This is a genomic window from Saccharibacillus brassicae (assembly GCF_006542275.1).
Taxonomy (GTDB): Bacteria; Bacillota; Bacilli; order Paenibacillales; family Paenibacillaceae; genus Saccharibacillus; species Saccharibacillus brassicae.
In genome coordinates, this window is sequence record NZ_CP041217.1 from 4,476,018 (window position 1) to 4,491,736 (window position 15,719).

13 protein-coding genes are annotated in these 15,719 nt (G+C 59.1%); 7 read left to right on the forward strand and 6 right to left on the reverse strand.

The annotated features are described in order from the left end of the window. Positions 1–134: 134 nt before the first annotated feature. From FFV09_RS18635 to FFV09_RS18650, 4 genes are all read right to left on the reverse strand, one after another. Positions 135–2,078, reverse strand: coding sequence for a serine hydrolase domain-containing protein (locus tag FFV09_RS18635; RefSeq protein ID WP_141449221.1), 1,944 nt, complete (start codon positions 2,076–2,078; stop codon positions 135–137). Positions 2,079–2,276: 198 nt separating this feature from the next. Then, complete coding sequence (locus tag FFV09_RS18640; protein WP_170315076.1) at positions 2,277–3,962, reverse strand: histidine kinase N-terminal 7TM domain-containing diguanylate cyclase; 1,686 nt, start codon at positions 3,960–3,962, stop codon at positions 2,277–2,279. A gap of 293 nt (positions 3,963–4,255) precedes the next feature. Beyond that, positions 4,256–4,936, reverse strand: coding sequence for a zinc metallopeptidase (locus FFV09_RS18645; protein WP_141449222.1), 681 nt, complete (start codon positions 4,934–4,936; stop codon positions 4,256–4,258). A 30-nt stretch (positions 4,937–4,966) separates the two neighbouring features. After that, on the reverse strand, positions 4,967–5,398 hold the full coding sequence (locus FFV09_RS18650; protein ID WP_141449223.1) for a MerR family transcriptional regulator: 432 nt from the start codon (positions 5,396–5,398) through the stop codon (positions 4,967–4,969). A 297-nt stretch (positions 5,399–5,695) separates the two neighbouring features. Between FFV09_RS18650 and FFV09_RS18655 the strand changes: the two genes are divergently transcribed. The 3 genes from FFV09_RS18655 to FFV09_RS18665 are packed head-to-tail and all read left to right on the forward strand — an operon-like array spanning position 5,696 to position 8,983. Then, complete coding sequence (locus tag FFV09_RS18655) at positions 5,696–7,123, forward strand: ammonium transporter (protein WP_141449224.1); 1,428 nt, start codon at positions 5,696–5,698, stop codon at positions 7,121–7,123. Positions 7,124–7,154: 31 nt separating this feature from the next. Continuing rightward, positions 7,155–8,249 (forward strand): DUF294 nucleotidyltransferase-like domain-containing protein, encoded by a 1,095-nt coding sequence (locus FFV09_RS18660; RefSeq protein ID WP_425472209.1) that lies wholly within the window; start codon positions 7,155–7,157, stop codon positions 8,247–8,249. Continuing rightward, entirely contained in the window at positions 8,246–8,983 is a 738-nt protein-coding gene (locus FFV09_RS18665) for an exonuclease domain-containing protein (protein WP_141449225.1), read from the forward strand. Before FFV09_RS18660 ends, FFV09_RS18665 begins: the two co-directional genes overlap by 4 nt. Positions 8,984–9,313: 330 nt before the next feature. Here FFV09_RS18665 and cimA read toward each other — a convergent pair whose 3' ends face one another. Then, positions 9,314–10,930, reverse strand: coding sequence for a citramalate synthase (cimA, locus tag FFV09_RS18670; RefSeq protein WP_141449226.1), 1,617 nt, complete (start codon positions 10,928–10,930; stop codon positions 9,314–9,316). Between the two features lie 202 nt (positions 10,931–11,132). On the opposite strand from cimA, the gene FFV09_RS18675 reads away from it, so the two are divergent. The 3 genes from FFV09_RS18675 (at position 11,133) to FFV09_RS18685 (ending at position 14,238) form a co-directional block, all read left to right on the forward strand. Next, a complete protein-coding gene (locus tag FFV09_RS18675; RefSeq protein WP_425472330.1) occupies positions 11,133–12,374 on the forward strand; it encodes a DNA polymerase IV in 1,242 nt (413 codons plus the stop codon). 143 nt (positions 12,375–12,517) lie between these two features. Then, a complete protein-coding gene (locus FFV09_RS18680; protein WP_141449228.1) occupies positions 12,518–12,760 on the forward strand; it encodes a ferredoxin in 243 nt (80 codons plus the stop codon). Between the two features lie 131 nt (positions 12,761–12,891). Beyond that, complete coding sequence (locus FFV09_RS18685) at positions 12,892–14,238, forward strand: L,D-transpeptidase (RefSeq protein ID WP_141449229.1); 1,347 nt, start codon at positions 12,892–12,894, stop codon at positions 14,236–14,238. A gap of 95 nt (positions 14,239–14,333) precedes the next feature. On the opposite strand, the gene FFV09_RS23870 is transcribed toward FFV09_RS18685, so the two are convergent. Beyond that, the gene (locus FFV09_RS23870) at positions 14,334–14,471 is read right to left on the reverse strand and encodes a hypothetical protein (protein WP_170315077.1); all 138 of its coding nucleotides are present in this window, start codon (positions 14,469–14,471) and stop codon (positions 14,334–14,336) included. A gap of 154 nt (positions 14,472–14,625) precedes the next feature. On the opposite strand from FFV09_RS23870, the gene FFV09_RS18690 reads away from it, so the two are divergent. Continuing rightward, complete coding sequence (locus FFV09_RS18690) at positions 14,626–15,717, forward strand: quinone-dependent dihydroorotate dehydrogenase (RefSeq protein ID WP_141449230.1); 1,092 nt, start codon at positions 14,626–14,628, stop codon at positions 15,715–15,717. Positions 15,718–15,719 lie beyond the last annotated feature (2 nt).

Consider the following 15,719-nt stretch of genomic DNA (forward strand, 5'->3'; position numbering starts at 1 on the left):
CGCGCAGGGGTGGGGAGTAAGAGATTTAAAAGAGTTAAGGGATTTAAGAGATTCAAGAGACAGGATCTATGAAGGTTGATGGAATAGATCAAAAGCCGCTTTCCCTTGGGAAGCGGCTTTTTGCGTAAACGAGCTTAATAGTAGAACTGCCACACGGTCAGCAGCGCGATCAGGATCAGCCAGAGTACGGCGGAGACAATCAGGAAGATACGCTCGGTCCGGGTCAGATGCGGACGACGGCGCAGGGTGAACAAGGTGAGAAGCAGCGCGATCAGGCCGACGGCGGCGAAGACCGGGTTCAGGATCAACTGCGGGAGGACGTCGCGGTAAGGGCGTTCGTTCTCGCTCAGCATGCGCAAAGCGAGCAGCACGTTGTTGGCTGCGAGCAGCGTGCCGCTGAATGAGAAGGCGAGCATCGACCTGCGCAGCAGCGGCGGCAGAGGGTGCGCGCGGCGCGTTCGGCCGAACTTGGCCAAGGCAAGCTGAAGCGGCGGGACGATCAGAAAGAACAGCAGGGCGATGACGGCAGCGGCTGCTTCGGCGATCAGCAGCGGCATCGAGCGGCCCGCAGGCAGCGGCAGGTAATCGGTCGTATAGAGCGAAATCTGCTGCACCTTGCCCTGCTCCGTCGTAAACTGCAGCAGCGGCCACGCTCCGAGCGCGGCATCGCCGCTTACGCGTTGATACAGATCCGGGCGGATCTGCCGATATTCGCTCTCGAAGCCGACCAGCTTCACGGTCAGCGTATTCGGAGCTGACGAAGAGACGCGCATCAGCGACAAATACGGATAGACGCCCATGAATCCTTTTTCGGCGCGGCGTGCCGCGACGAAGCTGCCGGCGAGCCGAGAAGAATCGGGCAGCACCTCGTTTGACGGCGGGATCGCCGGGTCGCCGAGCAGCGCCTGCGTGAGCCCGTGCACCAGATGGGCTTCGCTTGCCTGATTTGTCAGGACGATCACCGCGAAGCGTTTTTCCGGCACGATCTGCAGGCTGCTGGAGAACGCGATCGTATTGCCGCCGTGCCCGAGCGTGCGGTAAGCGCCGGGATATTCCCAGAAGCCGTGAGCGATACCGGGCATATACGGATCTTCGCCGTGCGAGCGGCTCAGCATGTCCGGCAGTGTCGAAGACTGGCGGAACAGGGGCGACGCCTGGCCCGATTCCGGCATGAACGCCATAGCGAAGCGCGCGAGTTCTTCGGCCGTGCCGTTGGCGCCTCCGTTCGGATACATGGACATGTAATTCCAGGCGCCGCGGACGACGTTCCCATTCTCCGCGCTGAGGTAACCGGACGCTTTGCGCTGCAGCAGATCCGGGCGATTTTGCAAAACGGAAGAGATTGCGGTCTGCTTCATATGAAGCGGCGCCAAAATATGTTCGTCCACATATTGGTCGTAAGGTTCGCCGGCGGTCCGTTCCACGATATACGCGGCCAGCGAGTTGCCGTAATTCGAATAGGCGACATGTTCGCCGGGCCGGTAAATTTGCGCCGGTTCGGCCAGCCGCAGACCCTCTTCGAGCGTGCGTACCGGCTCGGGCGAATCGTAGGCCATATCGAACATGTACTGCTCGAAGCCGGCCGTATGGTTCATAAGATGCAGCAGCGTAATCGGTTGTTCGTACGCCAGTCTTTTCAAAAATCCCGGCGGCAGATATGTACGGATATCCGCCTGCAAATCGAGCCGGCCCGCTTCGACCAGCTGCATGACCGACGTCCAGACGAACAGTTTGCTGATCGAGCCGAGTTCGAACACCGTTTGCGGATCGGCGGCGGTCCGATGTTCGATATCGGCGTACCCGTAAGCTTTGGACAGGACGATCTGTCCGTCCTGCACGACGGCGATCGAAGCGGCAGCCGTCGATTGGCCGATATAAGGTTCGACGAAACGGTCGACGTAAGCTTCAAGGTCCGAGAAAGCGATGCCCGAAGGCGTCGCGGCGCCGCCGGCGTTGACCTGCGCCTGCGCCGCGGATGACGAAGGCGCGAATGCCGTCAGCAGCAGGCAGAGGATCAGGCCGGTCAGCATGCTGCGAAGGACGGGAACGGAAAGCCTGGATAAGGGAAAAGCGAACATGGATAATCTCCTTTGGGTCCGAACCGCCGGCGGCCGGGATGGGATAGGTTAATTACTTATGTAACAAACCATATAACCCAGAAGTGAGACTGTCAAGTCCCATGTTGAACAGGAGCAAAGCAAAAAGCGGCAGCCGGGGTCGAAAGTGTCGACCGCGGCTGCCGCGTCTGGGTGTTCGGAGAGAGCATGAATATGGAGTTATCCGGAAATTCGGCGCGTGTCGGACAGTTCGATCCGGTTGCGGCCGTTTTTTTTCGCCTGATACAAAGGTTTGTCGACTTCCGCGAACAAATGCGTCAAATATTCTTCCAGATTGTCCGGCACCTGTTCGTGTTCGAAGTCTTCGATCGACAATACGCCCAGACTGACCGTGACGCTGACACGCTCTTGGGTCGGCTCCAGGGTCACCTCGTTTTTCTCCACGGCGTCCCGCACTTGTTCGGCGATTTTTTGCGCCATTTTGCGATCGGTGCACGGCAGGTACAGAATAAATTCTTCGCCGCCGTAGCGGGCCAGCACGTCGGTGCTGCGAATAGACTGCTGCACGATGCGGGCGGTCCGGTACAGCACTTCGTCGCCGGCGACGTGGCCGTACCGGTCGTTGATCGTTTTGAAAAAGTCGATATCGAACAGGATGAACGAGAACGGAATGCGCTGCTCCACGTTGGCGGTCATCTCCCGGGTCAGCCGCTGCGTCAAATAATGCCGGTTGTAGCAGCGGGTGAGACTGTCGGTGAGCGCCATTTCCTCAAGCCGGAGATTCGCTTTGGACAGCTCCTGGCGCGTGCGGTCGAGCGACAGATTGCGTTCGTGCAGCACGTCGTTTTTGCGATTCAACTCCTGCACAAGCTGGCGCTCTTTGGACACGTCCTGGAACGTCAGGATATGGCCGATCGGCAGCTGGGCGGCGTCGAAGATCGGGGAAGCTTGAAGCAGGAAGCGCACTCCGCTGCCGGAAGACAATTCGATCTGGAACAAATCCCGCTCTTTGCGCTTGTACGGTTCGAGAAAATGGCGCCTGTCTCCGACGACATCAACCGAAGACAAGAAAGCGTCGATATCGAACCGTTCGCCGACCTCGATACCGAGAAACAGGCTCAGCGCCCGATTGGCTTCGACGACTTCTTCCTGATCGTCCAGTACGAGAATCCCATGCGGAATCGTGTTAAGGATGTCTTCGTGCGCGATCGTGACCAGGTCGAACACTTTGTACCGGGTAATGACGAAGACGAAAAATAAGTCCGCGATGAAAATACCGAGCGAAGTAAGGCCCGGAATGATCGGCAGAAAAGATCGCAATCCCACGTTAAGCAAAATGTCGAGCGCCGCAAAAGAGGCCAGAACGAATCCTCCCCACAGCACGATGCGGATCTGTTTTTTGAGGCTGACGGAAGAGGAAGGCGATCGCAGGGAACGCAGCAGAACGAACAGGGAGGTTAACAAATAGCCAATGATGACGGCCATGACGAGCCAGAACAGCGGCCCGTAGGAACGGTCCACGTAATTGTCGGTCTTCGGGCTGGTAAACAGATGCAGCGGATTGAAGATCGCGAGTAGGGCGGAGAAGACCGCGGGTACGAACATCAAGACGACGGATTTGGAACTCAGCCGCTTTTCGCTGCCGGTCAGGAAAAGGGTGAACAGCAGCCAACCGCTTGCCAGCAGCGAACAGGCGGCGAAGGAAAGCGTCACGTAGAGCAGTTGGACCCGGGGTTCCTGCACGATATGGGTAGCGAATTGGCAGAGCGGCCACAGCATCATGAAGAAGTGGAACACGAAATACACTTTGTGCAGGTTCGTGATCCGAACCGCAAAAAAGATGTAGACGAGCAAGACGGACAACAGGGCGAACAGGAAGAGATCAGACCACACTGATAGGCTCACAAAGCTTCTCCTTTTGTATGCGAAAGCTGCGATTTTCTGCAATATCAAAGTAGGTGTATAGTACCATAAAAACAAGATAATTAGCCAGCCATTCTCTTCCACCGGCGGCGAATACCGGTCTTTTGGACATGGGGCTTGAGGCGGTTTCGGCGAATCCGATTTCGGTATACGGTCAAAGAAACGCAAAGAAACGCAAAGAAACGCAAAGTCACGCAAAAAAAACCGGCGCGGGTAGGCACCGGCGCCGGTTTTTGGTCTTGCCTCGATAAAACGGGACCCCTTCAATCCATGAATCAGTTGCGGTTGTTGAAAATGCCGACGAGACGGATCAGTTCGAGCAGCGAGATCAGGGCGGCGGCCACGTAGGTCAGCGCGGCGGCGTTCAACACTTTGCCGACTCCGCGTTCTTCCTCGTTCGTGATGTAGCCTTCCGATACCATCACTTCGCGCGCCCGGTTGCTGGCGTTGAATTCGACCGGCAGCGTAATCAGCTGGAACACGACCGTAACGGCGAAGAACAAAATGCCGAATCCGATCAGGTTCGTGTAATCGAACAGGAAGCCGCCCAGAATAAGGAACGGCGCGACGCCCGACGCGAAGTTGACGACCGGGAAGATCCGGTGGCGCAGCGACAGCATCGGATACGACTCCTTATGCTGGATAGCGTGGCCGATCTCGTGGCAGGCGACCGATACGGACGAGATGCTGTTGCCGTAGTAGACGTCTTCGGACAGCGCGACCGTTCGGTTGACCGGATTGTAATGGTCGGACAGCATGCCCGGCACGGGCACGATCTGAACTTCCTGCAGGCCGTTCGTATCGAGCATGTGGCGAGCGGCTTCGTAACCGGTGATACCGCTGTGTACCGGAACCTCGCGCCATTTTTTGTACGTGCTTTTGACCCGGAACTGGGCCCAGATCGTCAAGATGAAAGCGGGAATGATCAACATGTACATAAAACTGTTAAAACCCATAAGCGTTTCCCTCCATTTGTAGTGAAAACCTTACATCATTGGATTTTGTCCGAGGAGAAGCTTGATGGCTTCCATACAAGCGATGCCCTGGGGAACAAGTTGAGAAAACGTTTTGCGGGCCTGAGCCGGATCGAGATCCTGCAGCATCGGCTGCAATTCCTTCAATTCCTTTTCGACTTGAGCCAGATGGCTTTCGAGCAGGGTCAACTTTTCGGATACCCGATCGTCCTCGGTCGCTTGGCTCCACTTGTCGAGCTTCTCCCGAATTTCTTCTAATGTAAACTTCTCGTTCTTCAACTCATGAATACGCGTCAGCCGAAGCAAAGTTTCAGGTCCGTACAATCGGTAATTGGTCATCGACCGGTCCTGGGGACAGATCAAGCCCAATTTGGTGTAATAGTCGATGGTACGCTCGCTGGTGCCCGCGGCTTTGGCCAGTTCGCCGATCCGGAATAACTTCATATCCCCATCGCTGACTCACCCTTTCCTAAACCGTAATAAAGTAAGCAGATATAAAAAGAAAGTCTTGACAAATTCAATTATATCCAATCCAAAGCATACAGTCAAACGTTATGGTTTGCATGAAAACGCCTACTTTGCCGCATTAACGCAGGTAGATCTTTTACGTTGAAAAAAAGGCTGAAATAAATCCGTTTTTTTTCTAAAAATACACTTGTCAGCTTTCTTGCCGCGGTTTATAATGACAACAAGAGTTTCACATAATGTTAGATAAAATTACATGAAGAGGGTGTGGGGAATTTGAAAAAGAAGTGGTGGTTGGCTCTTGGAGCCCTGGCGGCAGTGTCGGCTTTTCCGGTAAGCGCGTCTGCGGCGGAAGCGGTAGACGGCGAAGCGTTGACGAACGGCGTGAACATGGTATTCGTGTTTATCGCGGCGGTGCTCGTCATCTTCATGCAGGCGGGATTCGCGCTGCTTGAAGCCGGTTCGGTCCGCATGAAGAACGCCGGCCACGTGGCGGGCAAGACCATCCTGTCCTTCGGCGTCGCAAGCGTGGCGTTCTGGGCATTCGGATTCGCTTTCGGCTTCGGCAACGGCAACGGATTCTTCGGCTTCGAAGGCTTCTTCTTCGGAGGCGACGAACAATCCGCATCCTTCGACTCGGTCAACGGCTTCGGTCTTCCGGTGTCGCTGATGTTCCTGTTCCACCTCGCTTTTGCGGGCGTCTCGCTTGCGATCGCCGGCGGCGGTCTGGCGGAACGCGCCAAGCTGAGCGTCTACATCGTATTCGGCGCACTCTTCACGATTATTATCTATCCGGTTATCGCGCACTGGGTATGGGGCGGCGGCTGGCTCGGTTCGATGGGCATGCAGGATTTCGCCGGCTCGACGGTCGTCCATCTGACAGGCGCTACGGCGGCACTGGTCGCGACGATCATGCTCAAGCCGCGTCTGGGCAAATACGGCAAAGACGGCAAACCGAACAGCATTCTCGGACATAACCAGGTTCTGTCGGTACTCGGCGTCATCATCTTGTGGGTCGGCTGGTTCGGCTTCAACCCGGGCAGCGCCCTGTCGGTCATGGACGGATTCTTCGCTTACGTCGCCCTGACGACGAATATCGCGGCGGCGGCAGGCGGCGTAGCGGCTCTGCTGATCTCGTGGGTCGTCTTCGGCAAAGCGGACATTCCGAGCATGATCAACGGCGTACTGGCCGCACTCGTGGCCATCACCGGTTCCTGTGCGTTTGTCGCTCCGTGGGCGGCGGTCGTTATCGGCCTGGTCGCAGGCGTGCTGACGTTCTTCACGGCGCAGTGGTTTGAAAAAGCGGGCGTCGACGATCCCGTCTTCGCTTTCTCGGTACACGGCGTAGCCGGTATCTGGGGCGCGCTCTGCACAGGATTCTTCGCCATGCCTTCCCTGTCCACCGACAAAGGTCTGGGACAAGCGGGTCTGTTCTACGGCGGCGGCCTGCATCAGCTGGGCGTTCAGGCGCTGGGCGTTGTCGGCACACTGGCCTTCGTGGCAGGCGTTACGTTCATCATCTTCTACATCATGAAAGTGACGATGGGAATCCGCGTAACGGAAGAAGAAGAAATGATGGGTCTGGATATTAGCGAACATGGCAACTACGGATATCCGGAACAGATGAAAATGGCGGGCGACACGACTTTCAACGGTCCGACCAACCCGGAATCGGGCGTCAAGCGCAATCCGGCCAAAGCCTGATCGGCATGCAAGCGCAGAAAGGGGGGATCCGGTGAAACGTACCGATTCGTACACGGAATACGCACAACGGGCAGTCGAAGATTTATCGCAGATCGGTTCCCCCGAAGCGCTTCGTGCAGCCCGGATCGCCATGCAGCGCAGCTTGATGCAGGCACGGGAAGAGATCGGCGGGGATATCCTCGCCTGGAACGAGGCGATCAACGAGATGCACGACCGGCTCATGCGGCATGCGGTCGAATTATGCGAGCGGGAGATGGGGGAGGCGGGCTTCGGTCCGCCTCCCGTCTCTTATGCGTTCGTCGTTTTCGGCAGCGCGGGCAGACGGGAACAGACGCTGTGGAGCGACCAGGACAACGGCTTGATTTTGTCGGACGCCGAGCACGAAGGCAAAGAAACGTATTTCGAGCAGTTCGGCCGCCGCCTCACCGATATTTTGGAGACGGCCGGATACGAGAAATGCGAAGGCAAAGTGATGTGTTCGGAGCGCAGGTGGCGCCGCACGTCGTCCGAATGGTCGGCCCAACTGCACGCCTGGCGCAGCGATCTGAGCTGGGAACCGGTGCGGTATTTGATCATCGCGTCCGATTTTCGGCTGATCGCGGGCGACGCGGCGCTGGCCGAACATTGGCTGCGAAGCTTCCATGACGGGCTGCGCGGCAACACGGAACTGCATGCCGCCATTTTACGCAACACGGTGCGGCACAAAAAGACGCTCAATGTGCTCGGTCAGGTCATGACCGAACGCTTCGGCGACCACGCCGGCGATTTTGACGTCAAATACGGCATGTACATTCCGCTTGTCAATGCCGCGCGCTTTCTCGCTATTCAGCACGACGTCGAAGAATCGTCGACGCTGCGCAGGCTGCAGCGGCTGATCCAGTTCGAAGCGGCTTCGCTGCCGCTGCTCGAACCGGCCTACGAAGCGTTCCTGACGGCGCTGCGCCTGCGCAGCCTGACGGACGCGTCGGACGACGGAGGGCTGCTGCACAGCAGCGGATACCTGTCGAACGAAGAATTGAAGAAAAAGGAACGGTTCTACGAACTGCGGGACGGGCTGATTCTGGTACGCAAGCTGCACCGCGTGCTTCAGCGTCAGCTCAGATTCGCGGAAAGGAGACGCGCATGAAGGAACCGGCTGGGTCGAGAAGCGGCTTCTGGAACATGCTGCGCAGCGGAGGGGTTCCTTCCGCGGTAGCCTCGGTATTCGGGGGACAAAGCGCCCATCAGATGGCGTTTATCCGTTCGCTCAGCCGGGAACAGCGCAGACCCGAAGCGTTGATTACCCCGCTGGCGGAACTTGAGACCGTCGTGTTCGATCTGGAGACGACGGGCTTCAACTGCCAGAAGGGCGACGAGATTTTGTCGTTCGGAGCCGTCAAGATGAAAGGCGACCGGGTGCTGGAGAACGAGACGTTCTACACGCTCGTCAATCCGAGGATGGACATTCCTCCGCATATTACCGATTTGACGGGCATTACGGGCGAGATGGTGGAAAAAGCGCCTTCGCTGATCGAAGCGCTGCACGATTTTATGACGTTTATCGGGCATTCCGTACTCGTTGCCCATGCCAGCGCGCACGACAAAGCGTTTCTCAATACGGCGCTGTGGAAAACGTCGAAAGCGCATCTGAACCATCGCGTCATCGATACGATGATGATCGCGAGACTGTTGAATCCGTCCCGTCCCGGGTACGGACTCGACGAGCTGCTGGAAGAAGAAGGCATCGAGATTAAGGAACGCCATCATGCACTGGGTGATTCGCTGATGACGGCGAAATTATGGGGCGGTTATATGAACCGGGTGCGGGACAATCAAATCTCGACGCTCGGCGACCTCTATGCGCGTCTCAGCCATACATGATTTTGGGCAAAGCAAAGCGCGCCGCATCCGTCGAAGGAGGCAGCGCGCTTGCGTATCGGGCAATGGTATTATAAAGCTTCGCCCGGGCCGGCGGCGCGATGGGTCGAACCTTGAACGCGGCCGCCGGCACGGTGCGGCGGGCCTGGCGCTACGATGGATACCGGAGTCCCATGCCGGCTTCCATGCCGCCCGCCGCGCTTTACCCCGCAGACTTTGCACCGGGAGCGGATCTCCGCTCCCCTCGAAGGCTGCTACCCATGTTTACCCCTCTCATACTGGGCTTTCCGCTGCGGCGGGAAGTCATTTTTTTGTTTACGGGTCGTTTACCGGTTAATGATTGAGCAGACCCGGGCGCGGTTCGGCAGCCGCTGCGGCTGCGGCCGGTTCCTGGCCGAGCAGCGCATACCGCATACTGTCGACGAGCGCTTCCCAGCTCGCTTCGATCACGTTGCCGGAGACGCCGACCGTGCTCCAGGCGTTGGCGGCGTCGCGCGATTCGATCAGCACGCGGACTTTGGAAGCGGTCGCTTCTTGGTCGTCGAGCACGCGGACTTTGTAATCGCTCAGATGCATGTCCGTCAGCTGCGGATAATACTGCAGCAGCGCCTTGCGCAGCGCGTTGTCGAGCGCGTTGACCGGGCCGTTGCCTTCGCCTGCCGTATAGAGGCTTTCGCCGCCGACGCGCAGTTTGACGAACGCTTCGGAGACGACCGGTTTGCCCGCGGATTTTTCGACGAGCATTTTGAACGATTCGAACACGAACAGTTCCCGCACTTCGCCGCCCGCTTCGCGCAGCAGCAGTTCGAGCGAAGCGTCGGCGCCTTCGAATTGGTAGCCGCGGTGTTCGAGGTCCTTGATGCGGCCGATCGTGTCCGCGGCCTGCGGACTTTTGGGATCGAGTTCGATGCCGAGTTCCTGCGCTTTGGACACCAGGTTGCTCTGGCCGGCAAGTTCGGAGACGAGCACCCGCTGTTTGTTGCCGACGAGTTCCGGCGCGATATGCTCGTACGTACGCGAATCGCGCAGAATCGCCGAGACGTGGATGCCGCCTTTGTGCGCGAAGGCGGCGCTGCCGACGTAGGGCTGGCCGGCCGGCATATGGACGTTGGCGATCTCGCTGACATACCGGGCGGTCGAAGAGAGGTGCGCCAGCTTGTCGTCCGGCAGACAGTGGAACCCGAACTTGAGCTGCAGGTTCGGGATGACCGAACACAGATTGGCGTTGCCGCAGCGTTCGCCGTAGCCGTTGATCGTGCCCTGCACCTGAAGCGCGCCCGCGGCGACGGCGCTGAGCGAATTGGCCACGGCCAGCTCGCAGTCGTTATGCGTATGGATACCGAACCTGGCCTGCGGCATCTCGGCGACGAGGGCGGCGACGAGGCTGCCGATCTCCTGCGGCAGCGTGCCGCCGTTCGTGTCGCACAGCACGAGCCAGTCCGCGCCCGCTTCATCAGCGGTCTTCAGCACGGAACGGGCGTAATCGGGATTGTGCTTGCAGCCGTCGAAGAAATGTTCCGCGTCGAAAATAACTTCGAGTCCCCGGCGCTTCAAGTAGCGGATCGAATCGTCGATCATCGCCAGATTTTCTTCGAGCGTGGTCTGCAGCGCGGTATGCACGTGGAAGTCCCACGACTTGCCGACAAGCGTCGCCGCCTGGGCGCCGGATTCCGCGATCCGCTGCAAGTTCTCGTCCGTGTCGGCGGACCCGCCTTTGCGCCGGGTGCTGCCGAACGCGGTAATCTTCGCTGTGAGGCCGAGTTCGCGGACGCGGCGGAAAAATTCGATATCTTTGCCGTTGCTTCCGGGATTGCCTCCCTCGATATAATGTACGCCGAGCTCGTCCAGCTTGACGGCGATCTTCAACTTGTCGTCCGCCGACAGACTGATGCCTTCCCCCTGCGTGCCGTCTCTGAGCGTCGTATCGAAAATGGTGATGGACCGTGTCATGGAACTGCTCCCTTCCGTCCGTATTAATTGTCGATTATAGCATGAACGCGTTAAACCGGTATAGTGGGCAGGTTAACAATTTTGCGTTAAAATAAGGAAACAAACGTTTGCCTGCGGGTCGGCAGGGAGAGGAGGAACGAAAGTGAACGAAAACGTCGAGCGGTATTACCCGGCCAAAGGGCGGGTCATTTTGCATGTGGACATGAATGCCTTCTACTGTTCGGTGCACGAAGCGGAACATCCCGAGCTGTACGGCGGCAAGATGACGGCGGTCGCCGGAGACAGCGAGAAGCGGCGCGGCATCGTCGTCACGAGTTCCTATCCCGCCCGCCGCCGCGGCGTGCGCACCGGCATGACGGTGCACCAGGCGCTCAAGCTGTGCCCGTCGCTCATTCTGATCAAGCCGGATTTCCGGTTGTACCGCGCCTACTCCCGGGCTTTTCGCGAAATACTGTACAGCTATACGCCCCTGATCGAAGCGACTTCCATCGACGAATGTTATATGGACATCACCGGCTCGAAGCAGTTTGGCACGCCGCTGGAGATCGCGGAGAGAATCATGGAGCGCATCGGGCGGGAGCTGTCGCTGCCGTGTTCGATCGGGGTAGCGCCCAACAAGCTGCTGGCGAAGATGGCTTCGGATATGAAAAAGCCGAACGGCATCTCCGTGCTGCGTATCCGCGACCTTGCCCATACGCTATGGGGACGGCCGTGCGGCGAACTGTTCGGCGTCGGCGCCAAAACGGCGGAGAAGCTGAACCGGCTCGGCATCCGCACGATCGGGGAGCTGGCCGCCACGGACGAGAAACGGCTGCAGGCGTCGTTCGGCGTATTCGGCATCTGGATGAAGCGCGCGGCGAACGGACAGGATTACGCCGAGGTCCAGTCCGTGCCCGAGCCGAGCAAGTCGGTAGGGCATACGACCACGCTGCCCTGCGACGTGACCGAAGCGCAGGAAGCGCTGCGGGTCATTCTCAATCTGAGCGATCAGGTGGCGCGGCGCATGCGCAAGCAGCATCTGCTGGCGAGCACGGTGCAGATCACCATCCGCACGCCCGAGATGAAGACGATCACCCGCTCGCGCACGCTCGCGACGCCGACGGAAGCGGCGGACGACATTTACCGCGAAGCCAAAGCGCTGTACCTCAAGCATTGGAGCGACGGGAAGCCGGTCCGCCTGCTCGGGGTAGCCGCGCAGGGGCTGACCGACAAAAGCGAAGCCGCGATCCAGCTCGATCTGTTCGATTACGAACGGCAGCCCAAGCGGGAGAAGCTGACCGAAATCATGGACAAAATGCGCGACAAATTCGGCGAAGACGCGCTGATGATCGCCGGTATGCTGGAAGAAGACGGCACGAAGCGGATGAAAGCGGGACGGACGCCGGGCATTTCTTTTCACGGGGAACGGAATGCAAACGCGGAAAACGATCCGGAAAAGGATTGAAAATGAAGCGTAAGGATCATTGAAATCAAAAAAAGTTTATATTATAGTTAGAGGGATGAAGACTCTTACGAGAATGTGCTTCTTGACAAGAGAATCGGCCCAGCCGATAGAAAGTATAAAAAGACAATCAGGAGGGAATACCGATGAGCAAGTACACCTGGGTTGACAAAGATACCTGCATCGCCTGCGGCGCGTGCGGCGCGACCGCTCCGGATATTTACGATTACGACGACGAAGGCCTGGCGGAAGTCATCTTCGACGGCGACGCCAACCACGGGGTCAAAGCGATTCCGGAAGACATGCACGAAGACATGATCGACGCCTGCGACGGCTGCCCGACCGATTCCATCATCATCGCGGACGAACCGTTTAACAAGGAAGGCTGATTCGACTCGCAAGTCCCGAATACAGGACGGATCCGGGAAAAAGCGTCTCTCTCCTGAACAACCAGGCGGGAGGCGCTTTTTTTACGAAAACGTTCTGCACGGCGCATTTTCCGGCAAAGGAGCGAAGATTCATGAAGCGCTTTCCCCATCTGAAAAGGTATGTGCGCGAACATCCCGACAACAAGATGGCCTGGTATTTGCTGGGCAAGGAATATGAAGCCGACGGGCAGCCGGGCAAAGCGAACTACTGCTTTAACCGGGCGCAGGAAGTGTACGAAGCCTACGAGCACGCCCACGTGCCCGAAGACATTTTGGCCGAATACGAACAGAAATTGCACGAAGCCGCGCAGCGCCGCGAGAAAAGCCGTTCCAAACGCCGTGCTTGGCTGCTGGCTGCCGCCCTGCTGCTGCTGATCGGCTTCCGTTACGCGGAGGCGCCGGGCATCAGCGCGCCGCGCCTGTCCGCCGAGATCGAAGTTTCGTCCGAGCCGCCGACCGAAGTATTTACGGCCGCGGAAGCGGACGAACCGTCTTCGATCGCGGCGGCGGCCGCCGGTTACCTGCAGGACGGCCGCGACGTCAAAGCTTCCGTGCTCGGCATGGAGCGGCAGGGCAAATGGCTCATGTGGCGGGAAGGCCTGCCGATTGCGGCGGAAGTCGAAGCCGGCGAAGCGGCGGGCGAGAGCGTGCTGCGCAGCTACGACCCGAAGACGTGCGACTGCGAAGCGAAGCTGACCGGCAAGCAGCGCAAAGCGGCCCGGGCGTGGATGCGCGAACAGGAAAGCCTCGCGGCGCTTGCCAGCGCGATCGGCAGCTACCGGGCCGGCGGCGAAGGCATTCCGAAGCAGATGGCCGAGCTGAACCGGCCGTTTCCGGATAATGTGCTGTCCGGCTCCACGCCGGTCATGCGCCGCTCGTTCCCGGCACTGGCTGCGTCGCTGAAGCGCGAAGCTTACGGACAGGCGGCGAAGCCGATCGCTTCCGGGTCGGGACGTCCCGTCTCGCCGACGACGCTCGGCGGCGCGCCTTATTTGAGCGAACCGCTTGAGATCGTCGTCGACCGGAGCCGGCACCGCCTCGCCGTCGTCAGCGGCAGCGTACTGCTGCGCAGCTACGAAGTGGGCCTCGGCGGCGCCAAGACGCCGACGGGGACGTTCGTCGTCAGCGACAAGGTCGTCAATCCGAACGGCAGGTCCGACGGCGAGTTCGGCAGCCGGGGCATGCAGCTGTCGGATACCGACTACGCTATTCACGGCACGGACGAGCCGGGCAGCATCGGCGGAGACGAATCGCACGGATGCGTGCGCATGAACAAGGCGGATATCGAAGAGCTGTTCGATCTGGTGCCGGCCGGCACGCGCGTGACGCTGGCCGACGACGTGCTGCCGGAAGAGATTGTCGTGCCGAAGCAGCGGTTCAAGTCGGAGCAGCGCCAGGATCAGACGAACGACCGGAAAGTGTATAAATGGTTGAACTAAAAGCCCGGCTCCGGCGGCAAGCCGAAGCCGGGCTTTGCCCGGAAGCGGGTGTTCAGGCGTGCCTGGACCCTTTGCAGAAACGCCCGGAATCGGGCTCAGCTCTGCGACAAAGCGATCAGCACGCTGACCGCGATCACGAACAGCGCCAGGCTGCCGCCGATCCAGAGTGCGGCCTTGCGGTTGATCTCTTCCTTTTTCTGCTGAAGGGCGGGAGGCTTGCGTTTGGCGGCCATAATCGTCGGCTCCTTTCGGGGAAGGGGATACTTTGTATTGTAAATCTCTTTGCGCCGGATTGGAAAAGGTTTTTACAAGCCCGGAATGCTTCCCTTTTAACCGGCTTCCGGGTAAAATTAATAACGTTAGCTGAGAAGAATGGGAGTGAACCGCTTGCTGTATGAACGATTTGCCAAACCGCTATTTTTCCGGATGGACCCCGAAAAAGCCCACCATCTCGTGATCGACGGTATCGGTTACGCGGCCGGAACGCCCGGCGGCCTGACACTGCTGCGAAAATTGTACGGCGTGCGGCGCGACGAAGCCCTCGTATCGGAAGTGGCGGGCTTGACTTTCCCGTCGCCGGTCGGACTTGCCGCGGGGCTGGACAAAAACGCCGAGGCGGTTCCCGGATTTTCTTCGATCGGTTTCGGCTTCGTCGAGGTCGGCACGGTGACGCCGGTCGGCCAGCCGGGCAACGAACAGCCTCGGCTGTTCCGCCTTCCGCCGGATCAGGCCCTCGTCAACCGGATGGGCTTCAATAACAAAGGCGCGGAAGAAATGGCGGCCCGCCTCGCCGCGCTCCAGAACCGTCCGGTACCGATCGGCGTCAATATCGGCAAAAACAAGCTGACCCCCAACGAAGAAGCCCCGCTCGATTACGAGCGCTGCATCCGGGTTCTATATCCGCACGCGGACTTCTTCATCGTAAATATCAGTTCGCCGAATACGCCGGATTTGCGCGATCTTCAGCACGGCGACGAGCTGCGCAAGCTGCTGTCCGCCGTCACGGCGGAACTTGAACGCCAAGCCGGCGGCGCGGCGCCCAAGCCGGTCTTCGTCAAGATCGCGCCCGACCTGAGCGATGCCCAACTGGACGAGACGGTGGACGTCATCTCGCGCAGCGGCGTGTCCGGCGTCATCGCGACCAACACGACGCTGTCGCGCGAAGGGCTCGAACACGGCCATCGCAGCGAAGCCGGCGGACTGAGCGGACGCCCGCTCACCGGTCGTTCGACCGAGATCGTCCGGCGCGTCTACGCGCGCACGGAAGGACGCGTGCCGATTATCGGCAGCGGCGGCATCTTCACGGCCGAAGACGCGTATGCCAAGATTCGCGCGGGGGCCAGCCTGGTCGAGATCTACACCGCTTTGATCTACAAAGGACCGGAAGTCAACCGCCAGCTGCATGCGGGCCTCAAGCGCCTGATGCGCACGGACGGGTTTACCCATATCTCCCAAGCGGTCGGTGCCGACCACCGCTGAAG